This is a genomic window from Clostridium gasigenes (assembly GCF_900104115.1).
Classification (GTDB): domain Bacteria; phylum Bacillota; class Clostridia; order Clostridiales; family Clostridiaceae; genus Clostridium; species Clostridium gasigenes.
The window spans coordinates 76173-90896 of record NZ_FNJM01000008.1 but is presented as its reverse complement, the minus strand read 5'-3'; the positions used below and the strand labels follow the sequence as shown (position 1 = coordinate 90896).

Here is a 14724-nt window from a genome sequence, read left to right as displayed (position 1 = left end):
TTATTTTATTCTATACGTTGGTTTGTAATACTTTTATTTAATTCTTTCATAACTTGAGCCATAATTGCTATAACTTTAGAATAATTAATTCTTCTAGGTCCTATAAGTCCAATAGTTCCAATTGCATTTCCACCTAGAGAATATTCTGCTGAAATAATTGAACATTCCTTTGCTCCAGGAAAAAAGTTTTCATCCCCAATTTTAACACTTATATCACCCGATTGTTCTAAAAGTTCAATTACACAGTCTTTATTATTTAAAAGAGAAATTATCTCCTTAGCTTTATCTATATTGTTGTACTCTGGATAATTAAATATATTAGTAGTTCCTTCTACTAATATATCTGTACTCTCCGATTGACTCAACGTTTCATATAAAGCTGGTAACATACCATTAAATATTTCATCATATCCTGTTAATTCAATTTTTAGACTGTTAATTACTTCTAAATTTATTTCTTCTATTGTCAAATTTTTAAGTCTTATTTGCAAAACTTCATTTATTCTTTGAAATTCACTTTGTTCTGGCATTTCAACTACTCTTATTCTATTATTTTTAATTAAACCACTTTGTGTAACAACTACCAAAACCAAATTATGGTTATCTATCTTAAGTAATTGTATAGATTTTATATAGCTTTTTCTAACTGAAGGAGTTTGTACTATACAAGTTAAATTTGTAAGTTCAGAAAGTAATGTACTTGCTTGTTTTACAATTTTATCAACTTCATACAATGCGGAGTTTATAATGTATTCCTTTATCCTTAACTCCTCTTGAAGAGTTAAAGGGTCAACTTCCATTAAACTATCTACATACAATCTGTAGCCCTTACTTGAAGGAATTCTACCTGCTGATGTATGAGGTTGTTCTAAATAACCTAACTCTTCTAGGTCAGCCATTTCATTTCTGATTGTAGCTGAGCCAACTCCTAAGTCGTATTTTTTTGCTAATGTTCTCGAGCCCACAGGCTCTCCTGTGCTGATATAGTCATTAATGATAGCCTGAAGCACTTTTATTTTTCTTTCATCAATAGCCATGACATCACCTCTATCTGTTAGCACTCATTCAAGTCGAGTGCTAATGACTATATTACTAATATATTATTCTTTAGGATTTTTGTCAATTTAAAATGCCATTAAATTTTATTAAATAACATCATTTAATTTAAATAAATGCTATTTACTTCACTTTTCTAATAATTACTCCATTTTCCTAAATATTAAATTCAAAAAATTATTTATCTAATATAAACTCACTCATTACTTTATTAGATAACTCAATTCCCTTTTCTGTTAGAAACACCTTATTGTTTTTCTCTCCCATTAAACAACACAATATATTTTTATCAATTATATCTTTATATATACTTGTTATATTAATTCCAAATCTAGCTTTAAATTCATTTTTATCTATTCCCTCTAAAAGCCTAAGTCCCATAAACATAAATTCTTCTATATTATCTTCCTTAGAATTTTGTCTTCTTTCTTCTTCTACACTACTTTTTAAACTTATATTCTCTATATATTTTTTTATATTATTTATATTTTTAAATCTATAGTTATCCATAAATGAACTAGATGAAGATCCAACTCCTAGATATGGCATACATCTCCAATAAACTTTATTATGTTCACATTCGTATCCTTCTTTTGAATAATTAGATATTTCATATTGATTATATCCATATTCCTTTAAAACACCTTTTGTAATTTCATACATTTCTCTTTCATCATCTTCTGATGGTAATATTAATTTATCTTCATTCCACATTTTGTAGAAACATGTTCCCTCTTCTATTATTAAACTATATGCAGAAATATGCTCTGGATTTATTTTAGCTATAGTTTCCAAAGTTTCTCTCCACTGCGAAACCTTCTGATGTGGAAGTCCAAACATCAAATCTATATTTATATTCTTAAATCCAATTTTTCTAGCTAATTTAAAATTCTTTTCAAATTGTTTAAATGTATGTATTCTACCAATATCTTTAAGAAGTCCATCTTGAACTGCTTGAAGCCCCATACTTATTCTATTTACTCCACCTTCAAACATAGCAATTAATTTTTCACCTTCTAAAGTTCCAGGATTACACTCCATAGAAAACTCCATATTTTCCATTAAGTTAAGTCTAGATATACAGTTTAAAACTTTTCTTATTTGATGAGTTTCTAAATAAGACGGAGTTCCACCACCTATAAATATACTTTTTATTAAATATCCACTAGCTTTTTCTTCAATTTCAGTGCATAAAGCCTCTACGTAATCCTCCATTAAACTTTCTAAGGCTGCATAGGATGGGAAATCACAATAAAAACACTTCTGTTTACAAAATGGTACATGCACATATAATGATATCTCTTTATTTTCTTTTATTATATTCATTTGTTCAGCTCTCTTCCTAATTCATCTTTTAATTAGCTTTATATTGCTATTAAAAAAATAAGGCATTTTATTCAATGCCTTATTTAACAGAATTAATTTATTATTTACTTTTTATATTACCAAATAAAATTGGAATTACCCATAATATTTTTCTAATAGTTTGTAAATATTTTTAGCATAGTTATTTTATTTATAATATCTTTAACCTAAATATTAAATTCGAATATATTATTTGTATAATTATTTTGTATAAGGGAGTTTTAACATTGAAGACATTGAAGACATTTAAAATTTTATCCTTTGATGGTGGTGGAATTAAAGGCGCCTTATCTGCACGAATTTTGAAAAGAATTTGCGAAAAATTTCCGAATCTTTTAGATGAAGTTGATTTATTTGCAGGCACTTCAACCGGTTCTTTAATTGCACTTTCCTTAGCTTATGGTAAAACTGCCAATTTTGTTGATGATTTATATAGCTATAGCAATACAAAGAAAATTTTTTCACCAAGTCAATATAACATATTTAAACCCAAGTACAGTAATTACAACTTAAGCCAACTTTTATTAGATTATTTTCCTGAAGATTTATTAATTAAAGATTTAAAGAAATATGTTTTCGTACCATCCTTTAATGTTAAGGGATTTACTAAAGATAGCTTTGAAGTTGTTTTCTTTAATAATCTTTGTAATAACTCAACTTATAATTCTAGAGTTATAGATGTAGCACTTTCGAGTTCTGCTGCTCCTACTTACTTCCCTTCTCATAATAATTTTATAGATGGTGGGGTAGTTGCAAATAGTCCTACTGCTGCTGCTGTTTTTAGCGCTATGAATTGCTTTAGTACTCTATCATCTGGAAATGATTTTAGACTTTTATCCATAGGTACAGGCGATAGTCCTGATACAATTATAGGTGATACTTCAAAATGGGGTGCAGCTCAATGGGCATTTCACCCTTTTGCAAAAATGAAATCACCTTTTCTATCCTTAGTTATGGATGGAAGTAGCTATTTAGAAGATATCTATTGCAAAGAATTTTTAAAAACTAATTATTTTAGAATAAATCCTAAAGTTTCAAAGTTTATAGCAATGGATAAGCCCCAGTTTGTCCCCTTTTTAAAAAACTTAGGAAATGAAGTTGACTTAACAGAAACTTATAAATTTATAGAAACTACTTTTCTTAATTAATTATTTATTTTATGATGCCTTAGTCATCTAATGAATTATAATTTAAAAGAGCCAGATGCCCCTAAGGTAATCTGACTCTTTTAAAAACGCTTATAAAGATTCTACTAACTCATATAAAACATATAGTATTAAAATATTGTTTACTTTTGAATTTTCTAAATACTAATCTACTTTAAGGATAGACATAAATGCTTCTTGTGGTATTTCAACTGATCCCACTTGTCTCATTCTCTTCTTTCCTTCTTTTTGTTTATTTAGAAGTTTCTTCTTTCTTGATATATCTCCACCATAACATTTAGCTAAAACATCTTTTCTCATTGCTTTTACTGTTTCTCTAGCTATTATCTTAGTTCCTATGGCAGCTTGAATTGGCACTTCAAACATTTGTTTTGGAATAATTGCCTTTAATTTTTCTGTTATTGATTTACCCTTTGCATAGGCTCTTTCAGCTGGCACTATCATAGATAATGCATCTACTACATCTCCATTTAACATAAGGTCTAACTTAACAAGTTCTGTTTTTATATATCCCTTGAAGTCATAATCAAGAGATGCATAACCTCTAGTTCTTGATTTTAACGTATCAAAGAAATCATAAATAATTTCATTTAACGGAATATCATATTTAATTGAAACTCTAGTTTCTTCTAAGTATGTTATTCCAATAAATATTCCTCTTCTTTCTTGACAAAGTTCCATTACTGCACCAACGTATTCTGTTGGTGATATAATTGTACCCGTTACAACTGGTTCTTCCATATAATCTATTTCAGTTGTGGCTGGAAGATTTGTTGGGTTTGTTAATTTAATTTCTTCACCCTTTACTGTAATAACTTTATAAATAACTGATGGCGCAGTTGTGATTATATCTAAGTTAAATTCTCTTTCTACTCTTTCTTGAATAATTTCCATATGAAGTAGTCCTAAGAATCCACATCTAAATCCAAATCCTAAAGCTATTGATGTCTCCGGTTCAAAATTTAATGCTGCATCATTTATTTGCAATCTCTCTAAAGCATCTTTTAACTCCTGATATTTTGCTCCATCTACTGGATAAATACCTGAGTAAACCATTGGTATAGCAGGTTTATACCCTTCCATTGCTACCTCTGCTGGTCTATCTGCTTCAGTTATTGTATCTCCAACTCTTGCATCTCTTACATTTTTAATCGATGCTGCTATGTATCCAACGTCTCCGGCTCTTAATTCTGATATTGGTAATAACTTAGGAGTAAATATTCCTACCTCTGTTACTTCGCAAATCTTGTTTGTTGCCATTAACTTAATCTTTGTTCCAGGTTTTACAACACCATCAAATACTCTTACATATGAAACTACACCTTTATAGCTATCATAACATGAGTCAAATATTAGCGCCTTAAGTGGAGCTTCTTCATCACCGTTAGGTGCTGGTATCTTTTCTACAATTGTTTCTAACACATCTTGTATATTTAAACCTGTTTTTGCAGATATCATAGGTGCATCTCCAGCTTCAATTCCTATTACATCTTCAATTTCTTGTTTAACTTCATCTGGCCTTGCTGATTGCAAATCAACTTTATTTATTACTGGTGCTATTTCCAAATTATTATTTAATGCTAAATAACAGTTTGCTAGTGTTTGTGCTTGAACTCCTTGAGTTGCATCAACTACTAAAACAGCTCCCTCGCAGGCTGCTAAACTTCTTGAAACTTCATAAGTAAAATCTACGTGTCCTGGAGTATCTATAAGATTTAATATATATTCTTCTCCGTCAACTCTTTTATAAACAAGTCTAGCTGCTTGAGACTTAATAGTAATTCCTCTTTCTCTTTCAATTTCCATATTATCTAGAACTTGTTCTTCCATTTCTCTTTTTGTTAAAGTTCCAGTTAACTCTAATAATCTATCTGCAAGAGTTGACTTGCCGTGATCTATATGTGCTACTATTGAAAAATTTCTAATATTATCTTGTCTATTTTTTTCCATATATTTAAACTGCTAACCCTTATGTTAAGTTAAAGCAGTTACTTCACCCCCATTATAATTAAATCAGCTAATTATATCATAGAAAGCTTATTATGTGTCAATAATAAAAGTATTTTAAAATACTTTTATTATTAACTTTCTAAATTTACTATCTGTACAGTACAACTTAGCAATATTAAAATGCCTAATTTTGTGAATCTTCCTGTTTTATACTTTCCTCTATTGGTGCATTCTTCTGGTCAATAATAGCCTCTTTATCTTTATCAGTTTCTAAATTTTCTTCACCCTTAGTTTCTTCATTTCCTTGTTCTTCTATACCATTTTTATTTTCCCCTCTACTTTTTATAAAATCATCTACTTTTGAATCTAGTTCCTTATTTGTATTTTCTTTTTCTGTATTATTTTTATTTATATCTTTTATTTTATTATCAATTTTAGCTTTACCACTTAAAAATGCATTTTCAATTTTTGTTCCTGCAGTTATAACTACTTTTATAAATGGATTTTCTTTTTTTAGACGAAGTTCCTTCTCTTTAATTCTTATTGACGCGTCCTCTTCCCCTTCACCTGTATAAATTTTAACGTCTGCATTATCTTTAATAAATTCTGTGAAGTCTTCTCCAAATTCTTCACTAACTAATGCATAATTATCTTCAGTATTCCCAATAGGAGATAGAGCCTTAGTATTTATTATATTTATTCTAATAAACCCTACTATTCCTAATAAAATTATAATAAACATTGATATAGCAAACTTCTTATTAAACATAAATGAGCACTCCCTATAGTTTTATCTATAAGAGTGCTCATTTTAATAAACTTCTATTCAATTTATTAATATTAAAATAAATAATCCTTTTAGACAGCTAAAAAACAATTCAATATTTTCATGTGTATTGGCTTGTTTTTATTTCTCTTATTCTGAACCATTTAAGTACTCTGCTAAAATTCTTGCTATATATTTACCTGTAAGCTTTGCTTCTTGAGCTGCATTTTTATGGGAACCAACTTCTATAATCATACTACCTTCACAAAATCCTTGATTAAATCCATTTATTCCACCTAATCCTTCAAATATCTTAGTTGGCTTTATAAGCTCTGGGAACAATTTACTGCCTATGCCATATAACTCATCTACAGTTTTTTGATTTGCATCATAAGTTGGAACATTTTGAGATGTTACAAACATAAACTTAGCTAGACTTTGATCATTTAAAGTTGTTGTTACTAGACTCTTATTTTCTACCGAATCTCTATGCAAATCAATTACAATTTTAAATTTTCCATATTCACTTAAATATTTTTGTAACCCCTCTCGAGATCTATCATAAGCATCGTTATATGATACGCTATAATTTGTTTTATCATGAACAACAGAGATTCCATAACCTTCTTCTAGTTCTTTAGCTAATACATCTCCAACCCCAACTACATTAGCATCAGAATTATTTGTTTGAGCTACTCCTGATTCAGCATACTGCTCCATTGTATGGGTATGATAAATAAATATTTCTGGTTTAGCTGAATTTAATGTTTTCTTAAGGCTTGGATTATAAGCCTTACTAACATCATTTAACTCTGCAATTTCTTCAGGTGTTAATTTAGCTATAGTATTTTCATTTACCTTAAATTTTTCAAATCCTCTATTATGATCTCTTACTTCTGGATTGTTTATTGTAGCCTCACTAAAATAACTTACTTCATTTCCTATAATTCCAATTAAATTAATATTGGATAATCCTAATGCTTCTGCAACTACACCTTTTACCGATAACTTATTTTCTGCATATGCCTCATCTTTATACACCTGTGTTTTAACCATTGGCATACTTAAATTTAACATTTGAACATATGCATACCCCCCTCGTTCACTATTAGAATTTACAACTCCTACAGCTCTGGCTAAAAATATTATTACAAAACCTATAATTAAAAAGTATCCTAAATTTAAAGACGGTAACCTTCCTAAACTCTTTACTCTAACACTCCTTTTTAAAGGACTTATATTATTTCCTTTTTTAAAACCTATCATAGTAGCTCCTCCCTTATCCCTTAGAGAGCTTCAAAAACATTATTCTCTTTCAGCTCCCTTATATGTATATGGTAAGAGTTACATAATTATTAACACTTTTTTATTATTTTTTTTATTATTTTTTATGGATAACAGCCCATTTATGTTAGGGATCTAATTCATAAATTTATTTATATCTTCCATATCTAAATTCGGTTGTATAGCCATATTTATTCCGTTAGCAATTATTTTAGCTAATGAATTTACAATTGTATCTATATCTTTTGGAGTAACCATCAAATCTCCAATAAATGGATTTAACACTTCTTTTATTAATGCACTTTTTTCATTTTTATCAATAGACTTTAGCATATTATAAAATTCTTTACCTTCTTCTGCTTTCCCTATTAATTCATCCAAAAGTAAATCTATAGTATCATTTGCCATAGTTGCAGCATCAACAACTGTAGGAACTCCAATTGCAATAACCTTAACACCTAGAGTTTCTTCATTTATTTTCATTCTATGATTTCCAACTCCAGCTCCTGGAGAAATCCCAGTATCTCCTATTTGAATAGTTCTGTTAACTCTTTCAAGTTTTCTAGATCCTAATGCATCTACGCATATTACTAAATCTGGTTTTATTTTATTAACTAATGATTTTATAACTTCACCTGTTTCGATTCCTGTTATTCCAAGAACCCCCGGTGCTATTGTACATACAGATCTTACTGAATCATCTATAACATCTGGCATAACCTCTTTTAAATGTCTTGTAACCATTATTTTCTCTGACACCTTAGGTCCAAGAGCATCTGGAGTTACATTCCAATTACCAAGTCCAACCACTAAAACTGTTTTTTCATCTGGCATACTAACCATTCTTTTTAAAACATTCGAAACTACATAGGATACCTTATCCATAGACTCTCCATCGTAGTGTGTATATTCTGGGAAATCTATAGTTATGTAATTACCTTTTGGCTTACCAATTTTTTCACCAGCCTCATCAGTTTCTATTGTTACCGTAGATATTTTTATCTCTCCGTCTTTTTCTTCTTCTACAATAACCCCATCAATTTCACTTTTATTATCTCTTTTATACATTTCTCTAGCTTCTATTGCCAAATCTGTTCTTACGTTTATCATATAATACCTCCCTATTTTTATTTAAATCATTTTCTTGAAAAACGACAAATTAAATACCTATGCTTTATTATTTTGCCTTAATGTTTAAATTTAATACTTGAAATACTAGACTTTCAATGATATAATATGGTATGTTAAAAACGAACTCGGTCACAGTTTTCCCCAAAGCTGTGAAGAGGCAACAAATAACCTAAGGGGGGTGAATTACAGATGGCAAATATTCAATCATCAAAGAAGAGAATAAAGGTTACAGAAACTAAAACTGCTCAAAACAGAATGATTAAATCAGCGTTAAAAACTACTATAAAGAAGTTTGAAACTGCTCTTGAATCAAACAGCAAAGACGAAGCTACAGTTTTATTAGTTAAAGTTGTTAAAGCTTTAGACATGGCTGCTCAAAAAGGAGTGGCTCATAAAAACATGGTTGCTAGAAAGAAGTCAAGATTAACTGCAAAGTTTAACGCTATGGCTTAATAAAATAAAAGCCGGTCTATTTAGACCGGCTATTATTTTTCTCAAAATTAACATAATTAAAAATATGGCACCCTTAAAAAAATATTAAAATCCGTCTTGGATTATTATTTCCTTAAGAATGCCTATGAATTTAAATTTTATTATTTATTTACCATAAATGTTTTAAAAAGCATTAATTCCATTTCAGTTTGCTTATCTATGCTACTAGATTTAATTTTCCTTTCAGTTTCTAAACAAATTTTCATTAATTGTTGTAATTGTTTAATGGAAAATCTGTTACATTGTGCCATTGTTTTTTCACAAACATAAGGATGCAATTTAAGATATGATACTATTTGATCTAATTTTTTACCATTTAACATTAATACCTTAACTTCATATAATCTTTTAAAATGATTTTCTATGGATACTATTATAAGCATATGTTGATCTGCTTTAAATAAAAGTTCATCCATTAAATCAATTGCATTTTCTATTTTCTTTTGAGCTATAAAATCAACTAAATCAAAAATATCATCTTCACTTTTGTTTGGTATTAATTTATCTATATCGTTTTTTTGAATTTCTCTACCATAGGTATAATTTATTAACTTATCTACTTCTCTTTTTATAATATCAAAATTATTTTGAACCTTCTCTGAAAAATATCTTAATTCATTTTTACCAATTTCTTTTCCTTGATTTTTAAATACTTCTTCAACTTTTTTATAATACTTATCTTTTTTAAGTTTTTCACTGTGCACTATTTTGCAATTTTTACCTAAAGTGATTAATTTCCTATTTTTTTTTGGTGTCTCTCTTTTATCATTAAAAAGATAATACATAATAAGCACTGTATAGCTTGGCATATCCTTTAAATATGTTGACATCTCTCCGTAGGTTTTCTTATCAGTTGAATCTGTTTTATCTTTCAAAAAATTTGCTCTATAAACTAAAACAACTTTCTTTTCTCCCATAAAAGGTATTGTTTCACAAGCATTCATTATTTCATCAAATGTAGTTGTTGATCCATCTAATTTAATATAATTTAAATCTTCAAAACCGGGTTCTACGACTTTACTCTTTATTAATTCTATACCTTCTTTTATTAATTGCTCATCTAAACCACAAAATATATATGAATTATCAATTACGCCTTTTTTAATTTCATTTTCTAAATTTTCAATATTAATCAAGATAATCCACCTTTCTTTACTATATCCTCAAAAATAACGCATTAAATATAAACCTATTATTTTTAAAAACCTCTAATCTAATGGTACAACTTCATCCTTTAATATAATAATTTCATTAAAGTCGCCCTTGCTAAAATCTATTATATCATATTCAGATTTGTTTTTCTCTCTCCATCTTTTCAATAAATATTCCTTATTTAAGTTCTGCAAAATAAAATCATCACCATTTTTTCTAAGTATAATATTTTCTCCTATTTTAATATTTTTAGGACTATTATAAATTTTATTTGCAATACATATTTTTTCAAGCCGTTTAAAGTCAGCATCTTTTTTCAAGGTTATTAATATTCTATCACCTTTATAGCTTAATAAATAAGCGCCTTCTCTATAATATTTAAGCTTTGGAATTGGGCTATAAATTGATATCATAATATAAATAATTGCGATAAATGGCATATACACAATTTTTTTATATCCTTTTTTATAAAAGTATCCACTCATTAACAATATTAAATACATAAAACTAGTATTTTCATTAAAATAAAATATTGGCAACATAAATTTTTCTAATAAATCTATTATCTTATCCATAACTATAGTTACATAATAAGTAATAAAACATAGATAATTAAAAATAAACGGCATCCACCAAGTTATAACCAATAAATTCCCAATTAAGACAATTACACTAATAACAGGTGCTAAAATTATATTCCCAATAATAAAATTAAAAGAAAACTCCTTAAATGTTAAAACTAAGGCTGGAAATGATAAAATTTGAGCTGATAAAGTTAATGATAATCCCTCTCTTAAAAACTTAGGAAGCTTATATAATTTTTTATTTAGCTTCTTATTAAATAAAATAATACCTAATGTTGCTAAAAACGATAATATGAACCCTATTTCAAAAGCCCCATAAGGCTTCATAATTAAAATAATCACTCCAGCCAATGATAATCCTGCAGTGGGATTATAGTTTCTTCTTAGTGGCGTAGCTAGGCTAGTACATAAGAGCATAATATATGCTCTTATTGTAGATAGAGCTGCCCCTGTAAACAATACATATAACAAAGCTATAAACGGCGTATATTTTCTCCCAAATATTTTTCTTAGAACGCCATAAACTAAAGCCATATGAAGACCAGACACTGAAACTGCATGAAGAAGTCCAAGACTTTTCATATTCTCTTTATCATCCTCATCTAAAAACTCTGTATAACCAAAAGCTATAGAACTAACTAAAGAAGCTCTTCTCCATCCAAGCTTTTCCTTTATGCTATAAAATATTTTTTCTCTTATTTTATAAAGCTTTGAAGTAAAATTATCTTTAAGTTTTTTATTCTCTACTATATTAAAAGTCCCAATATTCCCTCTAGCAATTTCTAATTCACTTATAAACTCTCCTCTAACTAATATCCTTTCCCCAATTTTGACTTTATCTAATTTTCCCTCTAAATATACCTTTCTCCTATTAATTTCACCACTTACAGAATAAGGCTTTACTGAAGTTATTGTAACTTTTTCAGTCACCCCTGGGGTGTAATTATAGTAAAAACTGTTATTTATTACTGCAACAACGAAAAACAACATCATTATCAATGTAATTTTTATTCCTTTTAAAAAATAAATAAGGGCAAAAAAACAGCTAGCAATAAAAATTGCTAGCCATTGATATTTATAAAAACTTTTATAAGTTATAGTTCCTAAAATAAACATTCCAAATATATAAGGCATAGGATTTACTATGTTCTTATACTCATTTAAAATCAATGACATCACCTCATATTATGAGTCTTGCCATTTTGTTATAATTAAATCACCAATTAAATAAATTAATATTAATCCACCTATTATAATAGCTAAATTCTTTGAATATATAACAGAATTCATAAATCCTATTAAAACTCCACCTAATATATATATAATAATTGTTATTAACAATAATTTCACTCCTGTATTAAATGTTCTAAACGATAATTTAGAATTCACCATTCCATAAGAAACTAACATCCCACCTATAATCATATAAGCTGCAAACTCATTAAATTCAGAAAGTAAACCTATTGATAATACTGATAATAAAGAAAATAAACTACCCCTTATAAATGCCTTCTTTTTGTTTAATTCTTTTCTTCCCGAATTCATAACTAATAAGACTACTGGAGTTAACAAGAAAAAATTCATAAACATTAATGTATATAATTCAAATAATCTTAAATCAACTAGAGCATAATACCAATTTAAAGTTACAATTTCTGCTACTAACAATGTACTGTAAACTTTAATCCCGTTTTTTATAGATTTATCTAGTCCTATTCCTTCTTCACTAATTTTAAAGAAAGCTTTTAATCCATTTTCCTTTACATATAACTCTCCGCATCGTTTTAATAGTGTAGATGCTTTACCTTTTAATATAGAAAAGTGAGCTGATTTTACAATTGATAAATCACCTAGAGTTTCACCTTCTACTGCAACCTTAAACCCATCATCATTAAATATTGATATTACCTTGGTTTTAAGCTCTGGAGTTAATCTACAAAATATTCTTGTTCTTGAAATTACCTTATATAATTCTGTTTCGCTTAATGAATCTAATTCAACACCAGATATTACTTCCTTTGATGATGCTATTAATCCTATTTTTCTTCCTAGCATTTCTGCAACAATTTTATTATCATCTGTAAATATTAAAGGTAAAATCCCATTATCCATTAATTTTTCTATATCTTCACTAACATCTTCTACAAATAAGCTTTCTAAGGCAACTAACCCTACAAATACCAAATTACTTTCAATGTTTTCTGATTTTGAGGGCTGATAACTAAAACTTCTATATGCAAAGGCTTCAGTTAATAAACTTTTTCTTGAAAAACATAAATCTGCTAATTTAATTTTCTCTATATCTTGAGAATTTAATTCTCTTTCTATTCCATCAACTAATATATGTGTGCAAAACTCTAATACTCCATCTATAGTTCCTCTAGTGTTTGCTCTATATCCCTTATCGCATTTGTTAACTGTTGTTATTACATTTTTATTTGTATCCTTAGAAATTTCAAATTTCCTTTTATTTTCTCCATCTATAACAGCTTTAAACATTCTTTGTTCAGTACAATATTTAACATATGCTATTTCATACATATCACCTTTTGTCCAATTATTATCATTATTGTATTTAGAATCATTAGCTAAAAGTGATATATCTAATATCCTTCTTATATTTATATCTTTTATGTCTATTTCTCTATTATTGAATATTTTTTCATTTGTGTACATTTTATCAAAATACAACTCATTTTTTGTTATATTTCCAAACTTATTTATAAATATTACTTTAACATCATTCACTAAATTAAAAGATGAAAAATTTATAATATCAATATCTTCTTTTAAAAGCCTTTTTTTTATTATTTTTGAGTATGAAAAAATTATTATTGGAATACAAACATTAACTATAGAAAATAATCCATACATAAATATTTCTTGTTTATTAAATCCGCTACCTGGTAATACTAAATAAATTATTAACTCTACTAATATTAAGCATAACATTGCTTTTAATATAATATCCTCAATTTTCTTCTCCATGGTATGTTTATTATAACTATTCTCATTTATAATATCTAATAGCTTTCCAAGTTCAGTGTCATTACCAGTTTGAACCACTATCCCCATAGCTGTGCCTTCTTTAACAAAAGATCCTCTAAATAACATATTATTCATTTCTCCTAAGGAAGAAACTTGTCCATGAATTTTACTTTCGTATTTTTCCTTTATAAAATCTTCTCCTGTTATACTTCTTTCCTCTACTTTTAACCCATTACTTTTAACCAATCTTAAATCTGCTGATACAAATGAATTCTTTTTAAGAAGGACTATATCTCCTTTTACAATTTCATCAGCTTCTATTAATCTTTCAATCCCTTCTCTTAACACTATTACTTTTGATTTATTTAAGTTTTGTAATATATCTAAATCATTTTTTCTTTTAAATTCATAATGACTTTTAAAAGCTATGTCAAATACTAATAATAAAAAATTTATAAGTGCCAAAATATTTAATCCCTTTAATAAAAAAAACAAACCTATTAAAATTGATGCATATATGTATTTTTTCTTCAATAAACCCTTAGCTATTGCCCATTTCCCATCCGTTTTTCCTAAGTTAATTATGTTATCTCCATATTTTTCTCTTCTTAATGTACAATCATACTCTAAGAGCCCTTTATCTATATTGCTTCCTAATGACCCAACAACTTCGATCCAATTTCTTCCGTAATACTCTTGCATAGTTTTTTCACTTCTCCTCTAATATTAATAACTACCCCTTAAGAGAGCTTCAAAAAAATAACTAGTCAGATCCCTTAGGTTATTCTTT

At 27.8% G+C, this 14724-nt stretch carries 11 protein-coding genes; 2 read left to right on the top strand and 9 right to left on the bottom strand.

All coding sequences use genetic code 11. From position 1 onward, the window contains the following. Nucleotides 1–5: 5 nt before the first annotated feature. Nucleotides 6–1037, bottom strand: coding sequence for a heat-inducible transcriptional repressor HrcA (gene hrcA, locus BLS77_RS13170; RefSeq protein WP_089970690.1), 1032 nt, complete (start codon nt 1035–1037; stop codon nt 6–8). A 196-nt stretch (nt 1038–1233) separates the two neighbouring features. Continuing rightward, nucleotides 1234–2382: a radical SAM family heme chaperone HemW gene (gene hemW / locus BLS77_RS13165; protein WP_089970687.1), complete on the bottom strand. Its 1149-nt coding sequence runs from the start codon at nt 2380–2382 to the stop codon at nt 1234–1236. A gap of 266 nt (nt 2383–2648) precedes the next feature. On the opposite strand from hemW, the gene BLS77_RS13160 reads away from it, so the two are divergent. Then, on the top strand, nt 2649–3569 hold the full coding sequence (locus BLS77_RS13160; RefSeq protein ID WP_175490858.1) for a patatin-like phospholipase family protein: 921 nt from the start codon (nt 2649–2651) through the stop codon (nt 3567–3569). Nucleotides 3570–3731: 162 nt separating this feature from the next. Here the strand turns inward: BLS77_RS13160 and lepA are convergent, their stop codons facing one another. From lepA to gpr, 4 genes are all read right to left on the bottom strand, one after another. Further along, nucleotides 3732–5537: a translation elongation factor 4 gene (gene lepA, locus BLS77_RS13155; RefSeq protein ID WP_089970682.1), complete on the bottom strand. Its 1806-nt coding sequence runs from the start codon at nt 5535–5537 to the stop codon at nt 3732–3734. A 184-nt stretch (nt 5538–5721) separates the two neighbouring features. Next, a complete protein-coding gene (locus BLS77_RS13150) occupies nt 5722–6306 on the bottom strand; it encodes a hypothetical protein (RefSeq protein ID WP_089970679.1) in 585 nt (194 codons plus the stop codon). A 147-nt stretch (nt 6307–6453) separates the two neighbouring features. Further along, nucleotides 6454–7569, bottom strand: coding sequence for a stage II sporulation protein P (locus BLS77_RS13145; RefSeq protein ID WP_089970676.1), 1116 nt, complete (start codon nt 7567–7569; stop codon nt 6454–6456). A gap of 153 nt (nt 7570–7722) precedes the next feature. Beyond that, complete coding sequence (gpr, locus tag BLS77_RS13140; protein WP_089970674.1) at nt 7723–8697, bottom strand: GPR endopeptidase; 975 nt, start codon at nt 8695–8697, stop codon at nt 7723–7725. 210 nt (nt 8698–8907) lie between these two features. Here gpr and rpsT point away from each other — a divergent pair, with 210 nt between their 5' ends. Beyond that, nucleotides 8908–9171 (top strand): 30S ribosomal protein S20, encoded by a 264-nt coding sequence (gene rpsT / locus BLS77_RS13135; protein WP_089970671.1) that lies wholly within the window; start codon nt 8908–8910, stop codon nt 9169–9171. 140 nt (nt 9172–9311) lie between these two features. On the opposite strand, the gene holA is transcribed toward rpsT, so the two are convergent. The 3 genes from holA to BLS77_RS13120 all read right to left on the bottom strand — a co-directional run bounded on the left by holA (nt 9312) and on the right by BLS77_RS13120 (nt 14636). Continuing rightward, nucleotides 9312–10346 (bottom strand): DNA polymerase III subunit delta, encoded by a 1035-nt coding sequence (gene holA / locus BLS77_RS13130; protein ID WP_089970668.1) that lies wholly within the window; start codon nt 10344–10346, stop codon nt 9312–9314. Nucleotides 10347–10418: 72 nt separating this feature from the next. Then, nucleotides 10419–12116 carry a ComEC/Rec2 family competence protein gene (locus BLS77_RS13125; RefSeq protein WP_242873989.1) on the bottom strand — a complete coding sequence of 566 codons (1698 nt, stop codon included), beginning with the start codon at nt 12114–12116 and terminating at the stop codon, nt 10419–10421. A gap of 15 nt (nt 12117–12131) precedes the next feature. Continuing rightward, the gene (locus BLS77_RS13120; RefSeq protein WP_089970665.1) at nt 12132–14636 is read right to left on the bottom strand and encodes a P-type ATPase actuator domain-containing protein; all 2505 of its coding nucleotides are present in this window, start codon (nt 14634–14636) and stop codon (nt 12132–12134) included. Nucleotides 14637–14724: the final 88 nt, after the last annotated feature.

Excerpts from the sequence above, each read along its gene's own strand:
- hrcA (WP_089970690.1), bottom strand. The coding sequence starts at position 1,037 with ATGGCTATTGATGAAAGAAAAATAAAAGTGCTTCAGGCTATCATTAAT.
- hemW (WP_089970687.1), bottom strand. The coding sequence starts at position 2,382 with ATGAATATAATAAAAGAAAATAAAGAGATATCATTATATGTGCATGTA.
- lepA (WP_089970682.1), bottom strand. The coding sequence starts at position 5,537 with ATGGAAAAAAATAGACAAGATAATATTAGAAATTTTTCAATAGTAGCA.
- BLS77_RS13150 (WP_089970679.1), bottom strand. The coding sequence starts at position 6,306 with ATGTTTAATAAGAAGTTTGCTATATCAATGTTTATTATAATTTTATTA.
- BLS77_RS13145 (WP_089970676.1), bottom strand. The coding sequence starts at position 7,569 with ATGATAGGTTTTAAAAAAGGAAATAATATAAGTCCTTTAAAAAGGAGT.
- gpr (WP_089970674.1), bottom strand. The coding sequence starts at position 8,697 with ATGATAAACGTAAGAACAGATTTGGCAATAGAAGCTAGAGAAATGTAT.
- rpsT (WP_089970671.1), top strand. The coding sequence starts at position 8,908 with ATGGCAAATATTCAATCATCAAAGAAGAGAATAAAGGTTACAGAAACT.
- BLS77_RS13120 (WP_089970665.1), bottom strand. The coding sequence starts at position 14,636 with ATGCAAGAGTATTACGGAAGAAATTGGATCGAAGTTGTTGGGTCATTA.